This window comes from Celeribacter sp. HF31 (assembly GCF_011806455.1).
In the GTDB taxonomy this organism is placed as follows: domain Bacteria; phylum Pseudomonadota; class Alphaproteobacteria; order Rhodobacterales; family Rhodobacteraceae; genus Celeribacter.
This window is the reverse complement of the sequence record NZ_JAATOT010000008.1, coordinates 110,197-122,608: the sequence shown is the minus strand read 5'-3', so window position 1 is coordinate 122,608 and position 12,412 is coordinate 110,197. Positions and strand designations below refer to the sequence as shown.

Annotated in this window: 8 protein-coding genes and 1 tRNA gene; 2 read left to right on the top strand and 7 right to left on the bottom strand. The window is 56.0% G+C overall.

What is annotated here, in order from left to right; translation table 11 throughout:
* The first annotated feature begins 219 nt into the window (after positions 1 to 219).
* Complete coding sequence (locus tag HCZ23_RS16885) at positions 220 to 1,605, top strand: dipeptidase (RefSeq protein ID WP_167602920.1); 1,386 nt, start codon at positions 220 to 222, stop codon at positions 1,603 to 1,605.
* 125 nt (positions 1,606 to 1,730) lie between these two features.
* On the opposite strand, the gene HCZ23_RS16880 is transcribed toward HCZ23_RS16885, so the two are convergent.
* The 5 genes from HCZ23_RS16880 to HCZ23_RS16860 all read right to left on the bottom strand — a co-directional run bounded on the left by HCZ23_RS16880 (position 1,731) and on the right by HCZ23_RS16860 (position 7,857).
* The gene (locus tag HCZ23_RS16880; RefSeq protein WP_167602919.1) at positions 1,731 to 1,967 is read right to left on the bottom strand and encodes an RND transporter; all 237 of its coding nucleotides are present in this window, start codon (positions 1,965 to 1,967) and stop codon (positions 1,731 to 1,733) included.
* A 173-nt stretch (positions 1,968 to 2,140) separates the two neighbouring features.
* Positions 2,141 to 2,674 carry a chemotaxis protein CheD gene (locus HCZ23_RS16875; RefSeq protein WP_167602918.1) on the bottom strand — a complete coding sequence of 178 codons (534 nt, stop codon included), beginning with the start codon at positions 2,672 to 2,674 and terminating at the stop codon, positions 2,141 to 2,143.
* Positions 2,671 to 3,705, bottom strand: coding sequence for a chemotaxis response regulator protein-glutamate methylesterase (locus HCZ23_RS16870; protein WP_167602917.1), 1,035 nt, complete (start codon positions 3,703 to 3,705; stop codon positions 2,671 to 2,673). Before HCZ23_RS16870 ends, HCZ23_RS16875 begins: the two co-directional genes overlap by 4 nt.
* 60 nt (positions 3,706 to 3,765) lie before the next feature.
* On the bottom strand, positions 3,766 to 6,720 hold the full coding sequence (locus HCZ23_RS16865; RefSeq protein ID WP_368487364.1) for a methyl-accepting chemotaxis protein: 2,955 nt from the start codon (positions 6,718 to 6,720) through the stop codon (positions 3,766 to 3,768).
* Between the two features lie 738 nt (positions 6,721 to 7,458).
* A complete protein-coding gene (locus tag HCZ23_RS16860) occupies positions 7,459 to 7,857 on the bottom strand; it encodes a hypothetical protein (protein WP_167602915.1) in 399 nt (132 codons plus the stop codon).
* A 639-nt stretch (positions 7,858 to 8,496) separates the two neighbouring features.
* Between HCZ23_RS16860 and HCZ23_RS16855 the strand changes: the two genes are divergently transcribed.
* Positions 8,497 to 11,601: an EAL domain-containing protein gene (locus HCZ23_RS16855; protein ID WP_167602914.1), complete on the top strand. Its 3,105-nt coding sequence runs from the start codon at positions 8,497 to 8,499 to the stop codon at positions 11,599 to 11,601.
* 61 nt (positions 11,602 to 11,662) lie between these two features.
* On the opposite strand, the gene HCZ23_RS16850 is transcribed toward HCZ23_RS16855, so the two are convergent.
* Positions 11,663 to 11,737, bottom strand: a tRNA-Val gene (locus HCZ23_RS16850).
* A gap of 81 nt (positions 11,738 to 11,818) precedes the next feature.
* On the bottom strand, positions 11,819 to 12,202 hold the full coding sequence (locus HCZ23_RS16845) for an HU family DNA-binding protein (protein ID WP_167602913.1): 384 nt from the start codon (positions 12,200 to 12,202) through the stop codon (positions 11,819 to 11,821).
* Between the last annotated feature and the right edge of the window lie 210 nt (positions 12,203 to 12,412).

Sequence of the window (12,412 nt, the reverse complement as noted above, 5' to 3'; positions counted from 1 at the left end):
ATTCACATTTCGCAAGATAATACCTTTTGGCTAGACCACCTTTCGCATGGGCGGGTCTCAGGTTCGGTCTGTGATCGCAACCCACATGCCCTGCCCTTTTAGGATGACTAAAAACCCTTTCAGAATGATCTATGTCAACCCGGCAACAGGCTCTGGACACCAGATGTGATCGGCGTAAGCTGCGACAAAACATCCAAAGATGATCAAAGGTTTCCTATAATGAACACCCGTCTCGACCCGGTGCTGTCCCGCATCGATTCCGACCTCGACGCCACACTCGACCGTTTGATGGACCTGCTGCGCATTCCGTCGATCTCCACCGACCCGGCGCATAAGGCCGATTGTCTCAAGGCCGCAGAGTGGCTTGTGGAGGATTTGAAATCTCTGGGCGCTGAAGCCGAATTGTGCGAGACACCCGGTCACCCGATGGTCTATGGCAAGATCGGTTCCGGCGGTCCGCATCTGTTGTTCTACGGGCATTACGATGTGCAGCCTGTCGATCCGCTTGATCTGTGGGATCACGATCCCTTTGCGCCCTTCATTGAAGAGCGCGAGACCGGCAAGGTGATCCGTGGCCGCGGCGCCTCCGACGACAAGGGCCAGCTCATGACCTTCGTCGAGGCCTGCCGCGCCTGGATTGCGGAACACGGCACCCTGCCCTGCACCATCACGTTTTTCTTTGAAGGCGAAGAGGAAAGCGGCTCGCCCTCGCTCATCCCCTTCATGGAGGCCAATAAGGACAGGCTTTCCGCCGATCTGGCGCTGATTTGCGACACTTCCATGGTGGCGCCCGGCGTGCCGTCGATCTGTTCGCAACTGCGCGGCATGTTGAAGGATGAGTTCACCCTCACCGGCCCGGTGATGGACCTGCACTCCGGGCATTACGGTGGCCCGGCCCTCAATCCTCTGCGCGAAATCTCTAAAATTGTCGCGAGTTTTCACGACGATCAGGGCCGCGTCACGGTCAAGGATTTCTACGAGGGCGTCCAGGAGGTGCCTGCCGACATCCTCGAACAATGGAAGGGCTGCGGCTTTGACGAGGAGGAGTATCTCTCCGGCGTCGGCATGACCGAGTCGCATGGCGAAGCGGGCTATTCCACCCTGGAACAGCAATGGTCCCGCCCGACTTTAGAGATCAACGGCATGTGGGGCGGCTATCAGGGTCCGGGCACGAAAACCGTGATCCCGTCGGAGGCGCATTGCAAAATCACCTGTCGTCTGGTCGGCACGCAAGACCCGGATGCGATCCGCGAGAACCTGCGCGCCCATGTCGAAAGCCGTCTGCCGGTGGATGCGAAAGTCACCTGGAATCAGGACTTGGACGGCTCCCCCGCCGCCGTGATGAACACCGCGCGCCCGGAATTCGAAGCCGCGCGTCAAGCGCTCTCTGCCGAATGGGACCGCGAGGCAGTGTTTGCGGGCATGGGCGGGTCGATCCCGATTGCCGGGTTCTTCACCACCATCTTGGGACTGGATTCCATGCTGGTCGGCTATGCCGATGACGATGACCGCATCCACTCGCCCAATGAGAAATACGGGCTCAAAAACTTCCACAAGGGAATCCGCTCCTGGGCGCGTATTCTCGACGCCGTCTCTAAGGCCTGACGTTCAAAGTCTCAGGTGTCTGACGCCCCGCGCGGCCATGCCGCGTGGGGCTTTTCGATCCGATTGGATTCAGCAGTCGATCATGCAAAGGGCAGTCCTGGTTCCAGCCTGCCGAAATCGCGAGTTCAATCCTCGGACGCGCCTTTAACGGAGCGATACTCCCGCCACAGTTTGAGGATCAAAAGCAACCAGGGCAATCCATGAAGCAGCAAGTCGAAGATATCTATGGGAGAGACGAGCGTGCCCGAGAAAAGCATCTTGAGCTTCTCCCAGACATGCGGTTCTGGAACGAAAGGCGCCAGACCTAAGGTCAAAGACGCAAAGATTAATGTCGAAAGCGGCAGGGAATCGATAAATTTCATATCCCAGTCCTGCCTTTTTCGTGGCCTCTCGCCAAGAGGCCACACGCCCTCAGTCCTACATCCCGGTCTCTTCTAGAACCATCAGGCCATCACAGATCAGGCTATCACATGGTCTGAAACTGCTCCTGCCGTACATATGATCCCTCGACAAGAGCAGCAAACCACTGCAAAGACTAGAATAGCTCGAGATCGTTTGCTGTTTTGGCAACGGGCCGTTTTTCAACGATATGCGGATCTTCCACGAGTTTTTGTCGTGCTTTTCCCTGTGCCGGGAAAAATTCAACCCGCCGCGCCTGACCACCACCTAGGCTTTGACCATCGCAAGGAATATTCTCGCGCTCGAGATAAGACAGGACGAACAACCCGTTTTGATTGCCGGCATTGGTCAGCCCTTTGTACATTTCCGCACCGCCGAACACTTTGGCGCGCAATCTCTCCCGAACCGCTCCGGCTCGAATGAGCGCATTGATCAAAAGCTCCATGGCATTGGCCCCGAAAGAACTCACATCGCTTCTGGAGGGTGGACCTTCCGGTAACAGAAAATGGTTCATGCCGCCGATCTTGGCCACTGGGTCCCATAGACAGGTCGCCACGCATGATCCCAAAATGGTTGAGATCACAGCCTCTTCCACATCAGCAATCGCATATTCTCCCTGGGCGATATAGGTGCGGAGACCACCACTGCGTTTTTGAAGGATTGCTGTCATGTGACCCTCATCTGTACCGGAGTTTCACACAAGCGCAGCAGTTCATCGCCAACCTTGTCCAAATCGGCCCATTCCTCGACGCCGCCCATTTCCGCCGCAACACGCGGCATTCCGAACACAACGCAGGTTTGCTGACTCTGACCCAGTGTTTTCGCACCGGCATCCCGGAGAGCCTTCATGCCCGCCGCACCATCGCCCCCCATCCCGGTCAAAATACCGGCTACGATTTTGGGGGCGTGGGCGACCGCAGAAAGAAACATCGAATCCACCGAAGGACGATGGCCGGACACAAGAGGGCCTTTGTGTAACTTGACCCTGAGCTCGGTTTTGCCGGTGACATTTAGATGATACTCTCCCCCGGGGGCGATCATCACCAGGCCCGGGCGTAAAACCGCACCGTCCTGCGCCAGGCAGACTTTGGGCTGCACCAAGGGATCCAGACGTGCCGCGAAACTGACCAAGAAAGGTTCCGGCATGTGCTGTGTGATCAAGGTCGGTGGGCAATCCGCAGGGAAACTCTGCAAAATTCGTTCGATCGCATCGACAGCCCCTGTCGATCCCCCGATCAAGCAAACACGGCGAAACCGTCTGTTTTTCTGAGGCGCAATGGCACTTCGGACCGGACGGGACACACTCACGCGCGCGCGCGCTGCCAGTGCGACCGTATCAGCCAATTTGGCGAAATTGTCGGTGCCCCCGCCCAATTTGGGCTTCTCGACACAATCCACTGCGCCAAGCGCCATGGCCTCGACAGCCACATCGCTCCCTCTGCGCGTCAATGTGGACACCATGACCACAGGCATCGGGCGATGCTTCATGAGCCGCTGGAGGAATTCCAGGCCACTCATATTGGGCATCTCCACATCAAGCGTCATCACGTCTGGACGATGAGCATTTACTGCATCGCGCGCCTCTCGTGCAGTGCCGGCTTCGGCGACAACCTCTAGTCGGTGATCTGCTTCGAGAATGGACCGAATAAGACGTCGCATTGTGGCAGAGTCATCAACAATCAAAACACGTAACGGGTTCACACCGAACTCCCTTTCCTAAACATCCGCTTCAACCGTCTTAGCTCTCTCGTCATTCCCACTTCAGAAATCTTCCCAATCGTCTTCTGCTGCACTCGGGACAGGCATCGGCGCATTCACGACTTTTTTGACAGGCGCTTGGGTTTCGGGCTTGATGGAATCGGCCTTCATCGGCTCCTTGGCCGGGGCCACAGGCGCTTTACGTGCTTCTTTGAAATCTATCGGAGCCGCGGCTACGGTTTCTTTTGCATTCTGAACCGCACCGATGGAGAATCTCGAGGTCGTAACATTCAAGTTTTCCGCTTCGCGCGTCAGGGCATGGCTGGCTGCCGTGGTCTGTTCGAACATGGCGGCATTTTGTTGCGTGACCTGATCCAACTGGTTGACGGCGGCGTTGATCTCGGCAAGACCCGACGATTGCTCACGTGCCGAAACAGCAATTTCGGAAACATTGTGAGAAATCTCGGACACCGAGCCGACGATACCGCGCAGGGCTTCACCTGTTTCCCCGACAAGACTGACGCCGCGTTTCACCAGCGTGCCCGATTTCGAAATCAGATCGTTGATTTCACGGGCCGCTTCAGAGGAGCGCTGAGCCAGGGCACGCACTTCAGAGGCCACGACAGCAAAGCCACGCCCAGCCTCGCCCGCACGCGCAGCTTCCACACCGGCGTTCAAAGCCAGCAAATTGGTCTGGAAGGCGATATCGTCGATCACAGAAGTGATTTTGGAAATCTGGTTCGACGAGGTTTCGATCTGACTCATCGCTTCCACGGCTTCTTGTACAACTTTACCGGAAGCCTCCGCGTTTGCCTTCGCGGATTCCACCATATCGGAGGCCTGATTGGCCCCATCTGCCGCGGAGCGAACCGAGGAGGTCAGTTGATCCAAGGCTGTTGCCGTCTCTTCCAGTGTTGCGGCTTGTTTTTCCGTGCGGCGGGACAAATCGTCCGCTGCATTGGAAATTTCCGAGGCTTCGCCGCGGATCATATCCGCATTTTCGACCACGTTGCGCATCGCAGACAGCAGGTTCTCGATGGCTTGGTTGAAATCACCGCGCAGGGTTTCGTATTCATCCGAGAAAGCGTCCTCAAGGCGCGAGGTGAGATCGCCGGAAGCCAGCTTTTTCAGTCCCACACGAAGCCCTTCGACCACGCGGTCTTGTTCCTCTTTCATCCGTTCCCGCTCGGCCTCAGCAGCCACAAGAGCAGCCTCGTTTTCGGTGATGTCCGTGCCGAGCAAAATAATACGGAACGGGCGGCCCGATGCATCTTTGACAGGACTGAAGGTCCCTTCCAGCAAAGAGGTGTTGCCCTCTTTGTCCAAAAGCTTGAAGCGACCAAGAATGCTATCCCCGCGTCCAAGACGATCCCAAATCGCGCCGCGTTCCTGAGCGAGTTTCGGATCAAAGACAAAGAGTTCATCGTATCGCTTCCCGACAAGTTCTGCTTTGTCCACGCCCAGCATATGGGAGAAGTTATCGTTTGCTTTCAGCAAATGACCGTCAACGCCGAATTCGACTTTTGCCTGATGGCTGTCCAATGCTTTGATGACGGCTTCGTTGGTGCGGATATCCGTTACGTCCTTCCATTCCATGACGCAGCCGATTTGGACTCCCTCAAGATCGACGACCGCATTGACGTCCAGAGCAAAATGGACGCTGCCCACTTTCATATCGGTCGAAAACGGCATGTTTCCGGTATCGGACAGGATCGCCCGGATACGTTCCGGCTCACGGTGGAAGATGTCGATATTCTTGCCGACGATTTCGTCCGCACTGAAGCTTCCGAACATTTCACGGAAGTCTTTTTCATGATCTTTCAGAAGATGATAGACGGCAGAGTTCATGTAGGTGATGGTGAAATCCTGGTCGATCATCATCAAGGCCGCAGAAGAGCCTTCGAAGGCAGATCCCTTGAACAAGCCATCACGTGTTGCCTGTTCTGCGCGTCCCAGCGCATGGCGGAAATCATCCAAAGCCTGCGCAATCTGACCGATTTCGTCACCGCGCTCAGTGCCCGGAACATCCGCGGAATAATTTCCTTCCGAGACCGTCCGCATCGCCCCTTCAACCCGCGTCAGAGGGCGAGAGATCGCACGTGAAATCAGGAAGGCGATAAGGGCAACAATGGCCGTCATAACCGCACCTTGCCACATCATCGTATTGGCAAGCTCGGTCGCAGGTTCGAGAATTTCTTCGATGCTCTGCTCCGCAATGAGGCCCCAATGCGCTCCGTGATAATGGATCGGGAAGAACGCCGCGAGGTGTTCGTGCATGTGACCAGTGCCTTCATCGGCCTCGGTTTCGCGCAGAAAGCCGCTTTCACCTGCGATGGCTTTTTTTGCAGAATCTGTCGTGATCTCGACGTTCAGCACCTCCTCATCGGCGCCGTGAATGCGGTCGGACCGAAGCTTCAAATCCTGGCCAACAAGATATGAATCGCCGGTGCGTCCGAGCCCTGTGCCACGCGTCGTGATCGCGTCGATCTTGTCTATGGGCATCTGGAAAGCGATCACGCCACGCAGGATGCCGCTGCGATCAAAAACCGGGGCACCGATAAAGGCGGCGGGCGCTCCGTGAGACGGCGCGTAGCTTTCGAAGTCGGCGAAATATACCTCACCATCTTGCGTCGCCGCAAGAGATTGGCGCAACACCTGCCCGAGACCGCTTTGAGCATAGTCGCCTTCAAGGAAATTCGTGGCGTAATCCTCTTCCTTGAACACGGAATAGATCAGATCGCCTTCGACGGAGAACACAAATACGTCGTAATAGCCCTTTTCATCCACAAGCTTGCGGAAATAGCTATGGTAAAGTTTGTGAACCTGACTGTAGGCGGAGCCGTCGAGGGCGTAATCGAGGTTGTGCTTGCTGCCCAACTCATTGGGATTGTCTTCGATATACCATTTCTTCAAATAGCGGGTCTTATCGGTGTCGATCATCTCCCAGGCTTCACCAAAGCCACGCAGAGCAGAAAGAACTGTGGGATTTTCCGCCTGGCTGCGCAGGTCGATGTCCACCCCCTCGAGCCACCCTTCAAGTTCGAGAGAGCGCGCCTCGGCGACGGTCATCAAGGCCTCTTCCGCTTCGACCAACAAAGAGCGCGAAGCATTCCGGTAGGAAACGAGGTTTGCAACCGCGATCGTGACGATCGTCAATCCGATCATGATCGCGGGCAGTTTCTGTGCCAGCTTAATCCTGCTAAAAAAGTTCATTTTTCTCTCCTGGCCTCTCGGTCAAGTCGCAGCCCGGATAGCGATCCAGGCGATGATCCGCATTCGGGTAAAACCCAGTACGCTTTGATCCATGCCGCCAAGGAATGAAGATTCGTTTAAGTCGGTCCGAATTGATTTCCGGTTCTGGCTGCGGATATTTAAAATTTGAGAAGACTGCTGAGCAAACTGCACATGAGATCAGCCATTCGGTGCCGTGTTTTCGGTAAGCTTTTTTGTCTCAATGCATTTTTGTCGGCCAAAATCCCGAAAAATCCGCATTTTCCCCAAGGAGTTTCCGGCCTTTTGATGTGGCGTTAACCATTCATAAAGACATTAACCATTTTTATGAAAATACCTCCCAACGCTTATGGACCGCACGCAAACGACCGGTCTGAACAAAGATTTGGCACGCAAAACAGGCAGACATTCCAATTGAAACGGTCAGAAAACGGCGCACCGGGCCTGAACTTACATAGCAGAGCTGGGCAGGCTCTTTGGAGTTGCATCGCCTGGATGAGCGCCCTCCTGCTGGTGCAAACCCTGTCATTTTTTCCCCAACTTCCCGCCCCGCCACAGCTGCTTGGACGGGTGCATCCGATTGTGCTGATCGTCACGACCATGATCATGCTCGACTTGCTTCAACAGTTGCTCATCGTGAAAAAAGGTCGCCCCCGCAAAGCCCGTTATTTTGCCTATGCCGCGCCTCTGGTCCTTGTTTTTATCATTTTGCGTTTGGCGGAAGCGCATGAAACCCCGATTGGCCGAGGGCTTACTCTGGTGGATGCCAGAGGGGTGACGCTTACACTCAATCTCGTGTCGTTGGGCGGATTTCTTCTTTTGTCCTTCCTGCCCCTGCTTGGGCGACTGCACCGTACGGGGCCATGGATCAGCCTCGCGATTTTCACCACGATCATCGCCTTTTCCCTGTCGAAAATCAGCCATGACATTTTAGGCAATTCGCCAGATTTTTTATTATTATCAAAGAGCTCCACGACGGAGGCTCTTTTATTCATTGGACTTGCCAGCCTCTCTATCCCGCTCACGAAAGCAAGAAACCTATTGATCGATCCGGCGACGCCGAAGATCAACCTTGTCCTTTTCCTCAGCCTTTTCGTTCTGAGCTTGCATCTTTTGACCAATGTCTACCGGCGCGTCTGGACACCCTACGATATTACGATTTTTGTGGCCATCAGCGGTCTGATCGTCTTTGTTGCAGAACGGTATTTACGCCCTCTGGAAAAGCTGAACCAAAGCCCCCACTCGCCTCTCGAAATCACGCCTTCGCCGTCTCGGCCGATGGGTCATTTGAAACATTCAATCGATGGGTTCTGGGGGCCAACCACGCAATTCGATGCATCGGACAGAGGACGCGCTCCGCGAGGTCTTCGACTGCATCATTGGGCCACTTTCCATGCCAGCCTGAAACAGCGCAGCCTCATGGCCGGGCTGTTTCTCTTCGCGGTCACTCTCCTCTTCCAAACCCTTTTTTCACAGATTGCCCCTGGGCTCCCCGTGATTTGGACCGGTACGGCGATTTGGGCCTATCTGTTAATTTTACACAATGATCACGGCAAGAAAACCATGCTGGTGACTGGCGGGCTGGCGTTGATCCTGTCCAGTTTGGTCTTGGGCACCGCCTGGTCTTCTGCGCTTTTGTCGACATTAGGAATGGGTTTAAGCGCGTTTTTCATTTCAGAGCTCGCGGTAAAATTGCTGACGCTCACCCTGCGTGGCCGTCAGGTTCGACATATGCGTACAACGCCACAAGCGGTCATCGGATTCTTGCTGTCCAGCCTCTTCGTCAATGCCTTCTTTGCCCTTATCACGCAAAACCTGATCGCTGCGGTCACAGACGGCCCTTCTGCCTTTGATTTTCAACATCTTTGGCTCTCGAATGTCGCGGGCCTGAGCCTGTTGACCCCCTTGCTCTTCGGCCTGATCTGGAAACTGCACTTTGGTCTGTCTCGGTCGGACGAGCCGGTGATCCCGGCCTTGCCGCTGATCTTGATGCTCTGTGGCTTGGCTTTCATTGTCGGACGGTTGCCGTTCGAAGACTACGGGTTTTCCGCAACCTTTCCGATCATCATGGGCATGATGCTGCTGTTGGTAACCCTCATCCTGCCCTCCATGTTGGCGATCAGCCTGGCCAATATTATCACCTCCGTGACCCTTCTGACCGGGGCCGCGCTAAATTCGTCGCAGACCTATAGCGAAGCCCTCGTCCTCGTGCTTTTGGCCTCCAATCTGATCACCGTGGCCGGCATCTATAAACATCAGCACAGCCGCGACCGGCTCCTGCGCAACGAAGTTTTGGAAAACAGCCCGGCGATGCTGGTCACGATGGATGCGCAATTCCGCATCACGACGGCCTCAGAGCGGTTTTGCGCGTATATCGGAGCACCCCGCGAAGAGATCATCGGCAACACCCCTTCGACTGCGGGTTTCCTGCGCCTGCCGGAGAGCACGCTGCAAAATATGCGGCAGTTCATTCGCGAGACCCCTGCCGTGGATTTTACCCTCGAAATCGACATCCGCCTGCGCGATGGCACCCTGGGCAAAGCCTTGGCAGCCATCCATAAATCCATCGCGCCAAATGTGCCCTATCACTATCTGATCCAGATCACCGACACGACGGAGCTGAACCGTAACAGCCGTCTTTACAAACTCACTCTCGAGGAAGGTCCCGCGCTTTTGATGGTGCAGGATGCCAACCGTAAAACGCTCGATATCGCGCCGGCCCTGTGCAACCTTCTGGGCTACACTCGCGCAGAACTCATTGGACAGGACCTTGCGCAGCTTACCTCCTGTCGGACACGCAAATTCATCGATGAGACGCGCGTTTTGGGCGACAGTGTGAACCCTTTTCCGAACAAGGTGCTCGAGTTCACCACGAAATCCGGAAAGCTGCGCAAAATGACGGCGGAGCGTCAAATCATCGATCCGATCGCTCATGGCGAACAGCCGAAATACATCACGCTTTTCACCGATGTCACCGAGCTCGAAGCCCAACGCAGCCTGACCGAAACGCTGCTCAACCGAAATGCGGCCATTGTCCTGTCCCAGGACCGCAACTGGCGCATTCAATCCGCCTCTGACGCCTGGAGCTCGCATTTCGGCTATAGCCGCGAAGAGACACTGGGACGCGACCTGCTCGACTTCCTGCCGGAACTCGACCGGGCCAAATCCAAAAGCTTCCGTCGCCATGTCCTATCGCAGGTCAAAGACAAGGAAACGATCTCCAACACACTGACATTGCTCACGAAATCCGGAGAACGTCGGATCGTCGAGCTGCGCAGTGTGATTGAACACACAGAAGAGCAATGGCTCAATATCATCATGGTCGTCGATATCACTGAGGTCTCACTGGCGCGCCAGAAACTCGAACATCTTGTTGCCCATGATGAGCTGACCGGGCTGCTGTCACGGCGCGGCTTCAACACCCAGCATGCGGATGGCAAACGGCTGCGCGATTACGATCTGTTCCTGATCGACGTCGACCATTTCAAAAGCGTCAACGACGCCTATGGCCATGAGGTCGGTGACGAATTGCTGCGTAAAATCTCCAAGGTTTTGAAAGACATGGCCAAACCTTTGGGCAGCGCCAGCCGGATCGGCGGCGAAGAATTCGCCCTGTTGCGACCCGCCACCCGCCATGAAGCCAATCAGCAGTTTGCAGAGGAGCTGATCCGCGAAATTGCCGCGACGGTGCTGCATACACCCTCGGGGCCTGTCTCGCGCACGATCTCGGTCGGCCTGACGCGGCTGAACCGCACGGACCGGCTTGAAACGGCGGTCAAATGGGCCGACTGGGCGTTGCGCGATGCCAAGGAAAACGGGCGCAACACGGTGGTCGTGGCCGATGAGAGATTTTCCGAAAAGCTGCGACGTCAGGGCAAGCTCACGAGCCATCAGGACATCGTGCAGGCCTTGGAGAAAAACGAGATAAAGAAATACGTCCAGCCCATTTTCGATGCCGCGCAGCGACGCGTGGTCGGGTTCGAGGCGCTAATGCGCTGGGAACGGAAGGACGGGCAGGTGGTGTCACCGCGCCAGTTCCTGCCACAGCTTCAAAATGTTCTTTTGAGCGCTGATTATGCCGACGTTCCCCAGCAAATGCGCGCGACACTGCTGTCCAACCTGACAGCCTGCCCCGGCGCGTTCGTGAGTTTCAACACACGTTTGGAAGCCTTGGCGTTTCCCGGTGCCGCGTTGAAATTGCTGCGCAGTTTCGGCGCGCTGAAGCTGCATCGACACGACATCGTCATCGAAATTTGCGAGGATGCGATCACCGACCGGATCGACATGGATCAGGCGATGATGGAGATTGCGATCCTGCGCGGTCATGGCATTCGGATTGCTTTGGATGATTTCGGCAAGGAAGCCTCGAACCTCAATCGCCTGACCAACCTGCCGATCGACATCGTCAAGATCGACAAATCGCTGATCGACCGGATCGTGACGGATCGGAGATCGCGCGAAGCGCTGCGCTCGATCATCCATCTGGCCGAGGCGCTGGAGTTCGAAATCATCGCCGAAGGGGTCGAGATGCCCGCACAACGCGACATGCTCCTGAGCCTTGGGCTCACCCTGCATCAGGGCTTTCTACACGCCCGCCCCATGCCGGTGTCCGAGGCCAATAGGTTGTATGCGCAGCGCATTTCGGATGTCATGCTGGTCGACACCTGAGACCAGTCGCCCGATCACCATCGAAAAAGGGCGCCTCCAAAGAGACGCCCTGAAATCTGGATGGTGGGTGATAAGAGATTTGAACTCCTGACATCTTCGATGTGAACGAAGCGCTCTACCACTGAGCTAATCACCCGCCGTGGCGCGGTGTTTAGCCGTTGCCCCAAACCGATGCAAGAGGTTTTTCCGAGAAAATTCCGCTTTCCTCGAAACCTGTTCAGGCGGCGTCGTTGTCGCCCTCTTCAGAAGACACATCATCCTTGACGCTGCTCTCCAACATCGCCTTGGGACGACGCAATTTGGCAATAACGATATGTGCGCCCGTGGCCTCACGCACGCGATTGACGCTCATTTTGCCCAGAGGCGGCAGGTTCAGCTCCTCTTCACGCTGAAGCGCATCGCCCAGCTCTTTCAATGTCGCCTCGATCACCTTTTTCGCCTCAGATCGCTTGACGCCGGAGGCTTCGGTCACCTTGGCGATCAGGTCTTTTTTCTTCATTTCGGTCACGAGGGTCGTTTCGGGCGCGGCAACCGGCGCGGGCTCTGTCGTCGCGGGCACGGTTTTCTTCGGTGTTGCAGTCTTTTTGGGGGTCGATGTCACAGGAGTTGTCCTTTTGGTCTTGTCCGTCCGTTGCGCGGCGCGGCTTTTTGCCTTGCGCGCGGTCGTGGTCTTTTTGGGAGATGTCGTCTTTTTCGGAGTGGCGGATGTCCGCGCTGCCATGGAACCCTCACTGGACAATGTTGCATTTGCGGAAACCTTAGCGCTCGCCGCCCCTCAAGTGCAACGGCCAAATGCGCCTTTGGTCAGCGC